Genomic DNA, 16,093 nt, shown 5'->3' with positions numbered 1-16,093 from the left:
TTAGAGAAAAATTCAGATGACTAGCCCATATTTGAGCTTAGACCGTATAGATATTCGAATTTTAGAGCTGCTGCAAGAAGACGGAAAATTGTCCAATATTAAGCTTGCAGAAATGGTAAATTTATCACCGACTGCGGCGTTGGCACGTGTGCAAAAATTATCTAAAGAAGGCTTTATTTTAGGCTATGAAGCACGTTTAAATCCGGTCTTACTCAACAATGGATTTGTGGTTTTTGTAGAGATTTTACTAGATAAAACCACGCCCAATGTATTGGAAGATTTTTCGGATGCAGTACGTCAAATTCCAGAAATCGTAGAATGTCACATGATCAGCGGTGGTTTTGATTTTGTGGTGAAAATACGCTGTGCAAACATGGAAGAATTTAGAAAAATTTCAGGGCAGGTGCTTTGGCAGCTACCTGGTATCAAGGAAACGCGTAGTTATCCTGTGATGGAAGTAATCAAAGAAAGTATGCAAATTAAGCTGAAACCTGCGGCTCGGCCGAAGTAGCTAATCATCAATAATTGAGTATAAAAAAGGGGCATTTAGCCCCTTTTTAGTGTCAAAAATTTTAGATTTCAGACATTTCTTTTTGATATTGCGCTTCGGCTTTTTCAAAGCGTTCAACCACATCCGCCTCTGGTGCTTTACCCAATAAGCTCACGACAACGATACTGATTGCAGAGAAAATAAAGCCTGGAATGATTTCGTATAAACCAAGGTGGCCTAAGTAGTTTTTCCACACGATGACAGTCACAGCACCTACGATCATGCCAATGATTGCTCCGTTAAGCGTCATACGTTTCCACAGCAATGAAAGAATAATCAGCGGGCCAAATGCAGCACCGAAACCTGCCCATGCATAAGCCACTAAGCCTAAAACTTTACTTGCAGGGTTCATTGCAAAGGTGATTGCAAATACAGCAATTGCCAAGACCATCGCACGTCCAATCCAAACCAATTCTTTTTGCGATGCATTTTTACGAATAAAACCTTTGTACAAATCTTCCGTCAAGGTTGTTGAACATACCAATAACTGACAGCTAAGTGTGCTCATCACCGCAGCTAAAATTGCGGCTAAAATAATCCCTGCAATCCACGGATTGAATAGAATTTTAGTCAATTCCATAAATACCGTTTCAGGGTTGGCATTAACGACGCTTGCCAGTTCTGAGTGAACTTGGAAGTAAGCAATACCGATATAACCGGCTGCTACAGCACCGCCTAGACATAGGATCATCCATGTCATTCCAATGCGACGTGCATTTGGAATGGTTTTAACAGAATCGGCTGCCATAAAGCGAACCAAGATATGCGGTTGACCAAAATAGCCTAAGCCCCACGCCATGCTGGATAAAATCGCAACTGTACTTAAACCTTCAAATAAATTAGAAGCTTGTGGGCGAGCTGTTTCCAAAATAGCAGCAAGATTTTGACTGTTATCACCTAAAGCAAGGTAGGCGATGATCGGTGTGATCAGCAGTGCAAAGATCATCAGACCCGCTTGGAAAGTATCGGTCCAACTGATCGCTAAGAATCCACCAATACAGACATAGCTGATGGTTGCAATTGCACCAATCCACAGTGCTGTTGTGTAGTTCCAACCGAATAAACTTTCGAAAAGTCGTGCGCCAGCCACCATGCCAGAAGCACAGTAAATCGCAAAGAACACTAAAATCACTACAGCTGAAATGATACGTAAAATCTTTTTACGGTCTGCAAAACGGCTCGTGAAATAATCGGGCAGGGTCAGGGCATTATTTTGATATTCGGTATGAACACGCAAGCGACCAGCAACGATCAACCAGTTCAACCAAGCACCGATAATTAAGCCGATTGCAATCCAAGCTTCGGAAAGACCAGATAGATAAATTGCACCAGGGAGACCCATGAGTAGCCAACCACTCATGTCGGATGCACCTGCTGAAAGTGCAGTCACAACACTTCCTAAACTTCGTCCACCTAAAATGTATTCGTCAAAGTTATGCGTAGCTTTGTAGGCATACAAACCAATGGCAAGCATTGCAAGAATATAAAAAATAAAGGTGACTAATGTCGGGTTTAAATGGCTCATAGACGGTTCATCCTTAATGAAAGCAAATCATCTCTGTCCTAGATGAAAATTTGTACTTCTGTCGTAAGTCGCAGATTCAAGCATGATTTAAAAATTACACTCTGTAACCTTTAAGCATATTTTATGTATGTTTTGCGTAAATGATATTTTTTCTTATTACAAATCGAATTTTTTTATTGTGCTGCTGAAATGTTGTACAGAAGGGAATTTAAATTTTGAAATATAAATCTACTTAAGACTTTTCATCACAAAAAGAGAACTAATGAAATTAGGTAAAAATTACACAATGTTACATGGTGAACAAGAAATGTGCATTTGAAATATTTGGTTGCAAATGTGCATCACATCATCTGTAGTGAGATGATTTGAACAGGTCGAATATGAGGTATGCACAGTCTTGGTGCGTAATTAGAGGGAATGCGCAGTGACAACGGTTCAAATGGAAAAAACGAGAATAGAGCATGATTTATTGGGGGATAAAGCAGTCCCGCAGTCATGTTATTACGGTATACATACATTGCGTGCCATCGAAAACTTTCAAATATCAAAGCAGCATGTCGGACAAAATTTAAACTTTGTACGCGCTATTGCTCAGGTAAAAAAAGCGTCAGCAGAAACCAATTATCAATTTAACTTAATACAAGATGATATTCGCCAAGCGATTCAGCAGGCCTGCGATGCATTGATTGATCATCCAGAACATTGGCAGCCTGCATTTCCAATTGATATTTATCAAGGTGGAGCAGGCACTTCTATTAACATGAATGCCAATGAAGTCATTGCCAATATTGCCCTTGAGTCGCTCGGAGATGCTAAAGGCAGTTATCAACGGATTCATCCAAACGATCATGTTAATAAGTCACAATCCACCAATGATGTCTATCCAACAGCGCTGCGTCTAGCAACATTTAGCGCTTTTGATGCTTTATTTGTGGTTTTAAATCAGCTAATTGGAAGCTTACATGTTAAAGCCGATGAGTTTAAACATGTCATCAAAATGGGGCGTACACAGTTACAAGATGCTGTTCCGATGACTTTGGGGCAAGAATTCCGTGCATTTGCAACATTATTAAAAGAAGATTTGAAGTTGATTGAGCAAAATCGACAGCTTCTATTGGAAATTAATTTAGGTGCGACGGCAATTGGCACTGGCGTGAATTCTCCTGCGGGTTATGCAGCGAAGGCCGTTGAAAATCTAGCTCATTTGACCGGTCTAAAATTGCAAGGTGCAGAAGACTATGTCGAAGCAACCAGCGATTGTGGCGTATTTATTTTATTATCAAGTTGCTTAAAACGTTTAGCTGTCAAACTTTCTAAAATCTGTAATGACTTACGTCTTTTAAGTTCGGGGCCACGAACAGGTTTAGCGGAAATTCGTTTACCTGAGTTACAAGCAGGTTCGTCGATCATGCCTGCAAAGGTCAATCCCGTGATCCCAGAAGTGGTCAACCAAATTGCATTTCGAGTGATGGGTAATGATTTAACCATTACTTTGGCTGCAGAAGCAGGGCAATTACAATTAAATGTCATGGAGCCTGTGATTGCATTGTCCATGAATGAATCGATTGAGCTTTTGGTGAATGCAGTAAAAACATTAGACAGCAAATGTATTCAAGGGATTCAGGCAAATGAGCAAGCATGTTTTGATGCAGTGATGCGTAGTGTAGGAATCGTGACCTTACTTGATCCATATTTAGGTCATGCAAAATGTGATGAAATCGGTAAGCAATGTATTGCTGAAAATAAAACCATTCGCCAAGTGGTATTAGAGCAAGAGCTGTTAACTGAAAGTCAATTGGATGAAATTTTCTCGATTGAAAATTTAGTTTCTGAAGTGACACCATTTAGTATGCCACTCGCTCAAGTGAGTTAAATGCTTATTTAAGACTTTTAAATAGTAAATGATGAGTAAATGACGAAGGTTAATCCTTCGTTTTTTATTTGAAGAAATTAGTGGTAAATATAGAGAACTAAACTAATGACAGTCATGTATTAAGTATCCATTAGAAACCTAATTTCTAAAAGAAAGTATTAGGTTGAGAATAAAACGCTATATTTGCTTAGGATTGTAATTATTGTTCTATATATAGTCATGAAGGTTTGGATGAAAAATTTAGTGCATAGATAAAGTCAGAAAAGCTTTAACTTGCCCAAAAAAGGACGTAATCGAAGTACAATAGGTTTTTTATCATGTTGTAGATAGTCAGATGTTTAATAAGTTAGTCGATTTATTCAAAGGCGCTAAAGAGTCGCCTGAGCAACTTTACTTAGAACAACACCACATTCAATATGATGAAACTCAGGGCTATATCATTGAAGGCGTAGTTTTAAATACTTTGTCTGAACGTATGGAATATTTGTCGAATAGAAAAATGACAAATTTCGATGATTTAAAACAGCTCTATGCGACTGCAATGATTATCAATGAAAAAATAGACTTGGAAATTGCAAATAAACGTTTTGTTGCAAGATTAGGCAATACTGAAGAAAATCTGTTGCAGTTTAAACTCTATGTCAAACTATTGAATGATTATTATCGTCAATTCATCCGTGATCGTAAGTAAGTGAATGGACTGCAGTGTTTGAGTTTGATGGGTGCGTTAATGGTACTCTTCAATAGAAAATACAATCGCAAATCCATATTGGTTAAAACACTGTATATAGTTGCTTAAATCTCGGAATGTAAAAAGCATCGTGTTAATATGATCACTAAGTGATTAAAACATTAAAAGCTATTTACATCATGTTCCAGCAAGAAATTTCACAACTCAATCTTAAACAGCTCAAAGCTGGCGAAAAGCGGTGGGTCGGAAACTTACAAGGCTCATCTGCTGCATTATTATTTAAAGAAATTAGCAAACAATCGAAACAGTTGTTTGTGATTGTAGCACGTAATAATCAGCATCTCGGGCAGTTAGAAAGTGAGCTGGAATTTTACGGAATTAAGCCGACTATTTTCCCAGATTGGGAAATTTTACCTTATGACCGGCTGTCGCCACATCAAGACATCGTTTCTGAGCGCTTGGCGATTTTGTCCAATATGCCACAGCAAGGTGTGTTGTTGGTTTCAGCAACAACTTTAGCGCAGCGAGTTGCGCCTGCATCTTGGGTATTAGGTGAACACTTTGATATTAAAGTAGGTCAAAAATTTGATATAGAACAACAAAAATTAAGATTAGTACAAGCGGGCTATCACTTGGTGGATACCGTTTATGATCATGGTGAATTTGCAGTACGCGGCAGCATCATGGATATTTACGCTTCGGGGCAAAGTTCACCGATTCGTGTTGACTTATTTGATGATGAAATCGATACCCTCAAATTCTTTGATCCTGAAACTCAGCGAACCACCCAAAACTTAGATCATTTTACGGTTTTACCTGCAAAAGAATTTCCATTAAAAGAAGCGCGGTCACTGTTTCGTGATCGATATGCGGAAAATTTTCCGACGGCAAATCCAAAGAAAAATCCAATTTATCAGGATGTACAAGATGGTATAGCTTCACCGGGTATTGAGTTTTATTTTCCGTTGTTCTTCTCTGAACAAGCCATGAAAGAGCAAAGTACGCTATTTTCGTACTTACCAGAGAGTGGCATTGTCATTACAGATAAAGCTATTGATGACATATTGATTCAGTTTTGGTCGGATATTGTGCGTCGTTATGAAGACCGCCGTCATAATGTCGACCAACCGATTTTGCCGCCAGAGCAGATTTTCCTACAACCAAATCAGGTTTTAGAACAATTAAATCTCTGCCGTCGTATTGTGGCTTCGCCTGAGGCTTTTGATGAACGCAATGGCGTGATCAATCTTGCAGCTGAGATTCCACCCCGATTACCTATCGATCCAAAACGTGAAAAACCATTTTCTGCGGTTAAGCAGTATATCGATGCGGCAAATTATCCGGTACTTTTAGTGGCTGAAAGCGCTGGTCGACGTGAAACTTTAAAAGATGCATTGCGTCCAAGTTTGGGTGATATCCCGACGGTCGAAAGTTTTAATGATTTTATGCATTCTATGCATGCGATTGCGATCACCAATGCGCCCTTAGATCGTGGTTTATTGTTAACTGACAAGCTCAGTGTAATTTCTGAAAATCAGCTTTATGAACACCGTGTGGTTCAACGTCGTCGTAAACGCCAACAGGAAGTATCAGAAGAGTTCCTTGTTCGTAGTTTAACCGAGCTAAGTATTGGCGCACCTGTGGTTCATATTGATTATGGTGTGGGGCGATATGCAGGTTTAATTACCTTGAGTATCGATGAGCAAGACCATGAATTTTTGCAGTTAGACTATGCCGATGCAGCTAAGGTGTATGTCCCTGTAACAAACCTACATTTAATTAGCCGATACAGTGGTGGTGACCCAGATCTAGCACCATTACATAAATTGGGCACAGATGCATGGTCTAAAGCGAAACGCAAAGCACTAGAGCAAATCCATGATGTGGCGGCCGAACTTTTACATATTCAAGCCCGTCGTCACTCGAAGCCGGGTTATGGATTTGAACTGGATCAAAGTCTCTATATGCAGTTTGCCAGTGGCTTCGCCTATGAAGAAACTTTAGATCAAGCCAATGCTATTGAAGCAACACTCTATGACATGCAACAAACGAAGCCGATGGATCGCTTGGTTTGTGGTGATGTCGGTTTTGGTAAAACAGAAGTAGCTATGCGTGCTGCATTTGTGGCAGTACAAAATAACAAACAAGTGGCTGTACTTGTTCCAACCACGTTGTTGGCGCAGCAGCACTACGAGTCTTTCAAAGATCGCTTCGCGGATTGGCCTGTACGTATTGAAGTCCTTTCACGCTTTGGTTCATCAAAATCACATACCAAAACCATTGAAGACCTCGCAGAAGGCAAAGTGGATATCGTGATTGGCACACATAAAATCTTGCAGGAAAGTGTGCAATTTAAAAATCTCGGCCTCATGATCGTGGATGAAGAGCATCGTTTTGGTGTACGTGATAAAGAGAGAATTAAAGCCTTACGTGCCGATGTAGATATGCTGACGCTAACTGCAACGCCTATCCCACGTACGCTGAATATGGCTTTTAGTGGTATGCGTGATCTATCTATTATTGCAACGCCGCCTGCACGTCGTCTTGCTGTGAAAACCTTTGTGCAAGAACATACTGGAGATTCGATCAAAGAAGCCATCTTGCGTGAACTGTTACGTGGTGGGCAAGTGTATTTCTTGCATAATGAAGTGGAGACCATTGAACGTACGGCAGAAACTCTACGTGAATTGGTTCCTGAAGCCCGAGTTGCGGTAGCACATGGTCAAATGCGTGAGCGTGAACTAGAGCAAATCATGCAACAGTTCTATCACAAAGAATATAACGTACTGGTGTGTTCAACCATTATTGAAACTGGGATTGACGTGCCAAACGCCAATACCATTTTGATTGAGCGTGCAGATAAACTGGGACTTGCGCAGTTGCACCAATTACGTGGTCGTGTCGGTCGATCGCACCATCAAGCATACGCCTATTTACTTGTACCTTCGCTCAAAGGCTTAAAGGGTGATGCTGAAAAACGCCTAGATGCCATTTCTCGTGCATCGACTTTGGGTGCGGGCTTCATGTTGGCTACAGAAGACTTAGAAATTCGTGGCGCAGGTGAGTTGCTGGGTGAACAGCAAAGTGGCTCAATGCAAACCATCGGTTATAGCCTGTATATGGAAATGCTTGAAAAAGCCACCAAAGCCATTCAAAAAGGTAAAACGCCTAACTTTGACTCTCCATTGTCATTAACGGCTGAAATTAGCATGCACATGCCAGCCTTAATTCCAGATGATTATTTAGGTGATGTACATCAACGGTTATTGTTCTATAAACGCATTAGTAATACGGATACTCAAGAGAAACTCGATAACATTCGTATGGAGTTGATCGATCGTTTTGGCTTGCCGCCGCAAGCAGTCAAGCAATTATTCTCTGTCCATCAGTTGCGTTTAAAAGCGGAACAATTGGGTATCACAAAAATTGATATCAGTTCACATGGCGGCAGTATTGAGTTCTCACCAGATACACCAGTTCAAGCCATATCGATCATTCAAATGATGCAAAAGCATCCGACTTTCTTCCGAATGGAAGGTGGACAGCGTCTAAAAGTGATGGTCATGCTCGAAGAATATGACAAACGCATTCAATTTATAAATGACTTATTAGACAGTTTGCTGAAGGAATTGGCGCCAAATCAATAGATTTGGCGTATAAATTGCTTGTTTAGAATGAGTAGATTTTCATGAGTGTTTTTTATATAGAAGAAACGCTTGATTTTTTTGAAAAATTTATTAGAGTCATAAGCACGCAACGTTTTATTCAAATGCAGTTTATTTGTAATGAAACGTTCTGTACAGAATATTCACACCCATAAGGATGTGATAGTATTAGCCATCATTCTAATTTTGCATCATTTATAAAGATATGTTTAGTTTACATCCACAACTTGCTCAAGATACGTTTTATGTAGGCGACTTTCCTCTGTCAACATGTCGTTTGATGAATGATATGCAATTCCCGTGGCTTATTTTGATTCCACGTGTTCCGGGAATTACAGAGCTTTATGAATTAAGTCAGGCAGACCAAGAGCAGTTTTTACGTGAATCAAGCTGGTTATCAAGCCAATTGTCACGTGTATTCCGTGCAGACAAAATGAATGTAGCTGCATTGGGTAATATGGTTCCACAATTACATTTTCATCATGTTGTTCGTTATCAAAATGATGTGGCTTGGCCGAAACCAGTTTGGGGTACGCCAGCAGTTCCTTATAACAATGATGTCTTGGCACACATGCGCCAAACACTAATGCTTGCACTACGTGGTCAAGGTGATATGCCTTTCGATTGGCGTATGGACTAATCCCGATTTACGGACAATATCAGGATAGTAGAAGAATGAGTGTCCGTATGGGGGGCGATCGAGTGCCGTTAGACAATTTAATCAGCAAAGAGCCTAAACAGTTTGAATATTTTCATCGTTTGATGGGATATATCATGCTGTCTTTGGTGATTGTTGTCTATCACTACACCCAACCAGATACGCATTATCAAATCTATATTCCTGCATTTTTATTTTTTCTGATTTTAGTTGTTCCCAAGTTTTCCCATTGGCTAATTTATCGATATAGCAATCAAACTAAACGCAATGTGCTGTTTCTGATCGATATCATAGTTATTGCTGTACTGATGTCTGCGGTACATTTAAGTCTTGTTTTAACCTTTCTTGCGGTCTTTGCGCTGCTATACACAACAATCTATAACAAGATCAATTTCTTAATGATGTCCTTGGCAGGGATTGTTGGCGTCACTGTATTTTATTTATGCAATATTTATGTCTTTGGTTTTCAAGAGTATTTTGAGTCGACCAGCAGTGAATTAACCGTTCTTGGCTTTCTGTGCTTAATTACATATTTCAGCGTAGGGGCTTTTTATCAACACACCCAAGTTCAGTCTCTGAGTAATAAAAAGAACCACTATTATGATCAGATGAATCGTTATATGGAATTCGCCAATCAGCTGAGTCGTTATGCGCCTATGCAACTTTGGCAATCGATTATGAAAGGTGAGTCTGAAGCTAAAATCGAATATAAACGTAAAAAGTTAACGATTTTCTTTTCCGATATCCAAGGATTTACTGAGCTTTCTGAAACATTAATTCCAGACGATTTAGCATTTCTACTCAATGACTATTTGAGTCATATGACTGAGATTGCCAAACAGTATGAAGCGACTGTTGATAAATTTATGGGGGATGCAATTCTAATCTTCTTTGGTGATCCACATAGCCAAGGCGTAGAGCAAGATGCAAAAACTTGTTTAGAGATGGCAATGGTCATGCGTCAGCAAATGAAGTTGCTGCGTGAACGTTGGATTAAAATGGGTTATCCGCCGTTACATATTCGTATGGGTATTTCTACAGGGTATTGCCACGTTGGGAACTATGGTGCAGCTCACCGTATGGCGTATACCATCGTTGGTCGTGATGCGAACTTGGCTGCACGATTGCAAAGTGCGGCTGAAGTCGATGAAATTTTGATTTCAGACGATACGCATCATTTAGTGAAAAATGACTATTTATGTGCACCTAAAGCACCGATCTTCTTAAAAGGCATCAAAGGCCCAGTACGTACTTGGCAAGTGATGGAAAAATACACCTCGCAGAAAACAGATTATCAGCGGTGGTTTGACTACGAATATAAAGGCTTTAATCTATTGTTGAACTTAGATGAAGTACAAAACTTTGAATATCCTGAACTAATACATGTTTTAGAACGTATGATTCAACGCTTACAAACTCAGCAAAAAATGACCAACTCTGCTGGTATCGTAAAACTGAATTTAGAAGACGAAGTGATCGAAGAAGTCAAAAAAACTGAATCTCACTCTTAATTTCACATATACATTATAAAATTAGATCTAATCGTATCGCGTAAAATTTAAACAAGAACACAATTCATGCTTTTATCAAAACGTCTTCTTTTTTGATATGTTGAATACATTTATGTATAAAAAAGCCAGTTACGATAAACTGGCTTTTTAATTATAGAAAATTATCTATAAATTAATGATTTTCTGAAGCATGGTTGATGGTGTATTTAGGAATTTCAATTTCCAAATCTTCATCTTCAATTTTTACTTGGCATGACAGACGAGAGTCTGGTTCTAACCCCCAAGCACGATCGAGAAGATCTGCTTCGACATCATCCATTTCATCTAGACCATCAAAACCTTTACGTACAACCACATGGCAAGTGGTGCATGCTTTAGACATGTCGCATGCATGTTCAATTTTGATGCCGTTTTTTAACATGCTTTCGCAAAGGTTAGCATTTGATTCGACTTCAAACTCAGCGCCGTTTGGGCAGATTGTTGCGTGAGGCAGTACTTTAATACGTGGCATAATCTTGACCTATAAATTAATTTGAGTTTGACCAGTCATCGAGTTTTGTGCCTTTCAATGCGGCATCAATGTGCTGATTCATACGAGCTGCAGCAAATGCATCGCTATGTATTTTAAGCTGTTCTACAGCATGTTCAATAGCTTTAATATCTGTCGTTTCAAGTGCAGCATCTAAAACAGTGCGTGCTGCAGTGAGGGAACTGAGTTGCTCTTGGCTGAGAAGTTGAGCATCCACTTTAAGTGCTTGATCAAGTGCTTCAAGTTCACGTTTTGCTTCCACTTTGGTTTCTTGAAGATGACGTAAGTTTTTATCTTCTTCAGCAAACTTATAACCATCAATCAGTAAGCGTTCAGTGTCGGCATCAGATAAACCATAAGAAGGTTTGATGTCAATTTGGGCATGCACACCAGAAGTGGTTTCTTTGGCAGACACCGTGAGTAAACCATCTGCGTCAACTTGGAAAGTCACTTCAATGCGCGCTTGACCCGCAGTCATCGGTGGAATACCACGAAGCACGAAACGACCTAGACTACGGCAATGTTCAACTAGATCTCGTTCACCTTGTACAACATGAATCAACATCGCTGTTTGACCATCTTGATAGGTTGTGAATTCTTGGCGACGAGCCACTGGAATAGCTGTATTACGCGAAATAAGGCGCTCAACCAAACCGCCCATGGTTTCTAAACCTAAAGAAAGCGGTGTGACGTCTAAAAGCAATGAACCATCTTTAGAGTTACCAATAAGCTGGTTCGCTGTAATCGAGGCGCCAATGGCCACAACTTCATCAGGGTTAATTGTGCAGAGTGGTTCTTGATTGAAGACATCTTGAACAGCTTTTTGTACAGCATACGAGCGGGTAGAACCACCGACCAATACCACATTTTGAATATCGCTGAGTTCAAGCTTGGCATCACGCATGACACGTTTACAAACGCTGATAGTTTTATCCAAAGCAACTTTGATGATGGATTCAAAAGTAGGGCGGTCTAAAGTCAATGATTGATCAAGAACTTTAAGCACTACAGATTCAGCCTCGGTTAGAGCTTCTTTTGCTTTACGAGCAGAAACGATGAAATGTGCATATTCAGCATCATCTAAAGTTCCAATATTCAGTTGTTTTTTTGCCCATTTTACAATCAGACGGTCTAGGTCATCACCACCAAGCGCCGTGTGGCCACCCGTTGCTAGAACTTCAAAAACGCCTTGAGAGAAACGTAAAATTGAAACGTCAAAAGTACCACCACCCAGATCATAGATCACATAGTTTTGATCATGTGCAAGATTGGTGTCTTGGTCTAAGCCATAAGCCACTGCAGCAGCAGTCGGTTCATTTAATAGACGTAGTACATTTAAACCTGCAAGCTGAGCCGCATCACGCGTTGCTTGACGCTGTGCTTCATCAAAATAGGCAGGCACAGTAATGACGGCACCATTTACTGGATTATTTAAGCTGCTTTCTGCACGGTCTTTGAGTTGTTTTAAAATTTCAGCAGAAATTTCAACGGGTGTTTTGCGACCTTGTGCAGTTTCAAAAGCAGGCATTTCATTCCCTTCACCGACTAAGTTGTACGGGTGTTGGAATTTAATATCTGCTTTAGAGCGACCCATAAAGCGTTTTACAGAAACGATGGTGTTTTTAGGATCAGTCGTTAAGAATGCCTTTGCGTCGTCACCATATTGCGTAGTGGATTCGCCATAGTGTGCAATAGAAGGGAGTAACACACGACCATGTTCATCGTTAAGCACTTTCGCTTTACCAGAAAGTACCGTGGCTACTAAAGAGTGTGTAGTCCCAAGATCGATACCAATTGCGATGCGGTGTTCATGCGGCGCACTTGATTGACCAGGTTCTGCAATTTGCAAGAGAGCCATGTGTGTTACATCCTTTGAACGTCAAATATAAAAAATAAATTAAAAATCATCGTCTAAATCAAAGCTATCGTCGTCTAAGAAGCGATCTTCAGCTTTATCGATGTCAGCCATTACTTTTTGGAAGAAGCGTAATTTACGTACGGTATCCCGTGCTTCAGCCCAGTCTTCGTCGTCATAATCAATCTTGAATTCACGAACCAAACCGTCAATCCATTGCTGAACTTCAGTTTTAAGTGAAGTGAGGTCATCAGCAGAGCCTGCCTCATCTAACTGTTCACGAATTTCTAAGGCATCTTGTAGGAACTCAAAATCACTAATCGATTGATCAAGGTGATAATCTTGTTTTTTGAGACTTAAAAGATATGCAGCGCGGCTATCAACATTGGATAAAGCTTTAAATGCTTGATTAATCTCACTAGATTTTATCAGGGCTAGATCTTTGTCTTCGGCTTTATCTGGATGATATTGTTGCTGCAACTTTAAAAATTCAGATTTTAAAACTGCTAAATCAATATCGAGTGCTACAGGTAAGTTAAACAACTCAAAATGATTCATGGGAGATGGTGTCCGCAATAGAGGTGCAAAAAGTGTTGCTTTAAATGCAATTAAAACAGTGAATTTTACACTGTTTTAATGCGAAAAAGGAGCGTGGAAAAGGCTTAAACCGTAAACGATTCGCCGCAGCCACATTCACCTTTTTTATTTGGGTTATTAAATTCGAAACCTTCGTTTAAACCATTTTTCACATAGTCCATCTCCATACCTTCAAGATAAACTAAGCTTTTTGGGTCAACAAATACTTTTACGCCAAACTGATCGAATACTTGGTCATGCGTGTCAATATCATCGACAAACTCAAGTACATAAGCTAGACCAGAACAGCCAGAAGTTTTCACGCCAACGCGAATGCCTTCACCCTTACCGCGATTCTTGATGTAATTGCTGATATGAGTTGCAGCATTTTCAGTTAAATGAATCATGAAAACTCCGTTAATCTTTTTTAAAACACGTAAACAATTAAGCTTTTACTTTCTTGCTACGGTAGTCTTCTACAGCAGCTTTGATTGCATCTTCAGCAAGTACAGAGCAGTGTACTTTTACTGGTGGAAGTGCAAGTTCAGTTGCAATATCAATGTTCTTAATTGCTTGAGCTTCATCAAGAGTTTTGCCTTTTAGCCACTCTGTTACTAATGAGCTAGATGCAATTGCTGAACCACAACCGTAAGTTTTGAAGCGAGCTTCTTCAATTACGCCATTGTCATCAACTTGAATCTGTAGACGCATAACATCGCCACAAGCTGGTGCACCGACCATACCTGTACCAACGTTTTCTGCATTTTTGTCTAAAACACCAACATTACGAGGGTTTTCGTAATGATCAATTACTTTTTCGCTATAAGCCATGACGCTTCTCCAAACCTCGGGGTCAGCCTTAAGATTAATATGGGGGTGAAATTACGTTAATCAATGAGATAGCCTTAAAATAAAAGCTATCTCACCGGGATGAATTAGTGTTCAGCCCATTCTACAGAATTAAGGTCGATACCTTCTTTGTACATATCCCAAAGCGGTGAAAGATCACGTAGTTTTTCAACTGCTGCTTTGGTAATTTCAAGTACATGGTCAATATCGGCTTCAGTGGTGTATTTACCAAAGCTGAAACGAATCGAGCTATGAGCCAATTCATCTGAAAGACCCAATGCACGAAGTACATAAGATGGCTCTAAAGTTGCTGATGTACATGCAGAACCAGAAGATACTGCGCAATCTTTAAGTGCCATCATTAACGATTCACCTTCAACAAAGTTAAAGCTGACGTTTAGATAGTTTGCAACGTTGTATTCTGGGTGACCGTTCAGGAAGACTTGTTCAAGACCTTGCAAGCCATTCCAAAGTTTGTCACGAAGTACACGAATACGAGTTTGTTCGGCATGAAGGTTTTTACCTGCAAGTTCGAACGCTTCGCCCATACCCACGATTTGGTGAGTCGCTAGCGTACCTGAACGCATACCACGTTCATGACCGCCACCGTGCATTTGCGCTTTAATACGTACACGTGGTTGACGACGTACATAAAGAGCACCAATACCTTTAGGACCATAGATTTTGTGGCCAGAGAAGCTCATCAAATCAACTTTCATTGTTGAAAGATCAATTTCTACTTTACCTGCAGCTTGCGCAGCATCTACGTGGAAATAAGTTTTGTTTGCACGAGTCAATTCACCGATTGCAGCTACATCTGTAGTTGTACCGATTTCATTGTTCACCATCATCAAAGATACAAGAATCGTATCTGGACGAAGGGCAGCCTGAACCATTTCAGGTGTAATTAAACCTGTTTTTGCTTCTGGCTCAAGATAAGTAATTTCGAAGCCTTCTTCTTCAAGCTCGCGGCAAGTATCAAGAATTGCTTTATGTTCAATTTTACTTGTAATAATGTGCTTGCCTTTAGATGCATAGAACTGAGCAATACCTTTAAGCGCAAGGTTGTCAGATTCAGTTGCACCAGAAGTCCAAACGATTTCGCGTGGATCAGCTTTTACTAGATTAGCAACTTGTTCACGTGCATATTCTACTTTTTCTTCTGCCTGCCAGCCGTAAGCATGAGAACGAGAAGCTGCATTACCAAAAGTACCGTCAAACGTTAGACATTCCATCATACGTTCTGCGACTTGAGGGTCTACAGGTGTAGTTGCTGCATAGTCAAGATAAATAGGACGCTTCATGTCAAATACCTGTAACCGATAAAAGGGCTGAATCAAAGTTTGCTGAATTTTGACGAATAGATACGGTTTGAACGTTATCGCGTGCTACAAGGTCAGCAAGGGTGATTTTTGCAAGATAATCGGCAATGTGGTGGGAGAGTTCCTGCCATAAATCGTGAGTCAAGCACATTGCACCATTTTGGCAGTTGCCTTTGTGGTCACAACGGGTTGCATCAACTGTTTCATTTACAGCTTCAATAATTTCCAAAACAGTGATGTCTTCAGCACTACGAGCTAGGTGATAACCACCGTTTGCTCCACGGATGCTGGAAACTAAGCCGTGACGCTTTAATTTTGCAAATAACTGCTCAAGATAGGCCACTGAAATGGTTTGACGAGCTGCAATTTCTGCAAGAGTGATCGTTTGTTCAGTTGGCTGCAAAGCTAAATCAAGTAGAGCAGTCACTGCGTAGCGACCGCGAGTTGTTAAGCGCATGATTCGATACACATGTTAAGTCTAGATGTGCA

14 protein-coding genes are annotated in these 16,093 nt (G+C 40.1%); 6 read left to right on the top strand and 8 right to left on the bottom strand.

All coding sequences use genetic code 11. From position 1 onward, the window contains the following. Positions 1-16 precede the first annotated feature (16 nt). Positions 17-511 carry an Lrp/AsnC ligand binding domain-containing protein gene (locus MST16_RS08750; protein WP_078188676.1) on the top strand — a complete coding sequence of 165 codons (495 nt, stop codon included), beginning with the start codon at positions 17-19 and terminating at the stop codon, positions 509-511. A 61-nt stretch (positions 512-572) separates the two neighbouring features. On the opposite strand, the gene putP is transcribed toward MST16_RS08750, so the two are convergent. After that, on the bottom strand, positions 573-2,075 hold the full coding sequence (gene putP, locus MST16_RS08745) for a sodium/proline symporter PutP (protein WP_180091940.1): 1,503 nt from the start codon (positions 2,073-2,075) through the stop codon (positions 573-575). 424 nt (positions 2,076-2,499) lie between these two features. On the opposite strand from putP, the gene aspA reads away from it, so the two are divergent. The 5 genes from aspA to MST16_RS08720 all read left to right on the top strand — a co-directional run bounded on the left by aspA (position 2,500) and on the right by MST16_RS08720 (position 10,473). After that, entirely contained in the window at positions 2,500-3,948 is a 1,449-nt protein-coding gene (aspA, locus tag MST16_RS08740) for an aspartate ammonia-lyase (RefSeq protein WP_180010121.1), read from the top strand. Positions 3,949-4,282: 334 nt separating this feature from the next. After that, on the top strand, positions 4,283-4,639 hold the full coding sequence (locus MST16_RS08735) for a hypothetical protein (protein ID WP_180010120.1): 357 nt from the start codon (positions 4,283-4,285) through the stop codon (positions 4,637-4,639). Between the two features lie 179 nt (positions 4,640-4,818). After that, positions 4,819-8,286 carry a transcription-repair coupling factor gene (mfd, locus tag MST16_RS08730; RefSeq protein ID WP_180010157.1) on the top strand — a complete coding sequence of 1,156 codons (3,468 nt, stop codon included), beginning with the start codon at positions 4,819-4,821 and terminating at the stop codon, positions 8,284-8,286. A 223-nt stretch (positions 8,287-8,509) separates the two neighbouring features. Further along, positions 8,510-8,944 (top strand): HIT domain-containing protein, encoded by a 435-nt coding sequence (locus MST16_RS08725; RefSeq protein ID WP_067762788.1) that lies wholly within the window; start codon positions 8,510-8,512, stop codon positions 8,942-8,944. 62 nt (positions 8,945-9,006) lie between these two features. Next, entirely contained in the window at positions 9,007-10,473 is a 1,467-nt protein-coding gene (locus MST16_RS08720; RefSeq protein WP_180004649.1) for an adenylate/guanylate cyclase domain-containing protein, read from the top strand. 172 nt (positions 10,474-10,645) lie between these two features. Here MST16_RS08720 and fdx read toward each other — a convergent pair whose 3' ends face one another. From fdx to MST16_RS08685, 7 genes are all read right to left on the bottom strand, one after another. Then, entirely contained in the window at positions 10,646-10,984 is a 339-nt protein-coding gene (fdx, locus tag MST16_RS08715) for an ISC system 2Fe-2S type ferredoxin (protein ID WP_078193483.1), read from the bottom strand. Between the two features lie 16 nt (positions 10,985-11,000). Next, the gene (gene hscA, locus MST16_RS08710; RefSeq protein ID WP_180004650.1) at positions 11,001-12,860 is read right to left on the bottom strand and encodes a Fe-S protein assembly chaperone HscA; all 1,860 of its coding nucleotides are present in this window, start codon (positions 12,858-12,860) and stop codon (positions 11,001-11,003) included. 39 nt (positions 12,861-12,899) lie between these two features. After that, on the bottom strand, positions 12,900-13,415 hold the full coding sequence (hscB, locus tag MST16_RS08705; protein WP_078188669.1) for a Fe-S protein assembly co-chaperone HscB: 516 nt from the start codon (positions 13,413-13,415) through the stop codon (positions 12,900-12,902). 104 nt (positions 13,416-13,519) lie between these two features. Further along, the gene (gene iscA, locus MST16_RS08700) at positions 13,520-13,840 is read right to left on the bottom strand and encodes an iron-sulfur cluster assembly protein IscA (protein WP_078188668.1); all 321 of its coding nucleotides are present in this window, start codon (positions 13,838-13,840) and stop codon (positions 13,520-13,522) included. A gap of 37 nt (positions 13,841-13,877) precedes the next feature. After that, positions 13,878-14,264 carry a Fe-S cluster assembly scaffold IscU gene (gene iscU / locus MST16_RS08695; RefSeq protein ID WP_078188667.1) on the bottom strand — a complete coding sequence of 129 codons (387 nt, stop codon included), beginning with the start codon at positions 14,262-14,264 and terminating at the stop codon, positions 13,878-13,880. A gap of 104 nt (positions 14,265-14,368) precedes the next feature. Next, on the bottom strand, positions 14,369-15,586 hold the full coding sequence (locus MST16_RS08690; protein ID WP_078188666.1) for an IscS subfamily cysteine desulfurase: 1,218 nt from the start codon (positions 15,584-15,586) through the stop codon (positions 14,369-14,371). Position 15,587: 1 nt separating this feature from the next. Next, positions 15,588-16,061 carry an Rrf2 family transcriptional regulator gene (locus tag MST16_RS08685; RefSeq protein ID WP_078188665.1) on the bottom strand — a complete coding sequence of 158 codons (474 nt, stop codon included), beginning with the start codon at positions 16,059-16,061 and terminating at the stop codon, positions 15,588-15,590. Between the last annotated feature and the right edge of the window lie 32 nt (positions 16,062-16,093).

Origin of the sequence: Acinetobacter sp. YH16040_T, assembly GCF_024605785.1 — a bacterium.
GTDB classification, from domain to species: domain Bacteria; phylum Pseudomonadota; class Gammaproteobacteria; order Pseudomonadales; family Moraxellaceae; genus Acinetobacter; species Acinetobacter amyesii.
Note: the sequence above shows the minus strand (reverse complement) of the source record. Positions and strands in the feature narration are given on the sequence as shown.

What these genes read in the sequence shown, in the direction of transcription:
- MST16_RS08750 (WP_078188676.1), top strand. Translation starts at nt 17, where the DNA reads ATGACTAGCCCATATTTGAGCTTAGACCGTATAGATATTCGAATTTTA.
- putP (WP_180091940.1), bottom strand. Translation starts at nt 2,075, where the DNA reads ATGAGCCATTTAAACCCGACATTAGTCACCTTTATTTTTTATATTCTT.
- MST16_RS08735 (WP_180010120.1), top strand. Translation starts at nt 4,283, where the DNA reads ATGTTTAATAAGTTAGTCGATTTATTCAAAGGCGCTAAAGAGTCGCCT.
- mfd (WP_180010157.1), top strand. Translation starts at nt 4,819, where the DNA reads ATGTTCCAGCAAGAAATTTCACAACTCAATCTTAAACAGCTCAAAGCT.
- MST16_RS08725 (WP_067762788.1), top strand. Translation starts at nt 8,510, where the DNA reads ATGTTTAGTTTACATCCACAACTTGCTCAAGATACGTTTTATGTAGGC.
- fdx (WP_078193483.1), bottom strand. Translation starts at nt 10,984, where the DNA reads ATGCCACGTATTAAAGTACTGCCTCACGCAACAATCTGCCCAAACGGC.
- hscA (WP_180004650.1), bottom strand. Translation starts at nt 12,860, where the DNA reads ATGGCTCTCTTGCAAATTGCAGAACCTGGTCAATCAAGTGCGCCGCAT.
- hscB (WP_078188669.1), bottom strand. Translation starts at nt 13,415, where the DNA reads ATGAATCATTTTGAGTTGTTTAACTTACCTGTAGCACTCGATATTGAT.
- iscA (WP_078188668.1), bottom strand. Translation starts at nt 13,840, where the DNA reads ATGATTCATTTAACTGAAAATGCTGCAACTCATATCAGCAATTACATC.
- iscU (WP_078188667.1), bottom strand. Translation starts at nt 14,264, where the DNA reads ATGGCTTATAGCGAAAAAGTAATTGATCATTACGAAAACCCTCGTAAT.
- MST16_RS08690 (WP_078188666.1), bottom strand. Translation starts at nt 15,586, where the DNA reads ATGAAGCGTCCTATTTATCTTGACTATGCAGCAACTACACCTGTAGAC.
- MST16_RS08685 (WP_078188665.1), bottom strand. Translation starts at nt 16,061, where the DNA reads ATGCGCTTAACAACTCGCGGTCGCTACGCAGTGACTGCTCTACTTGAT.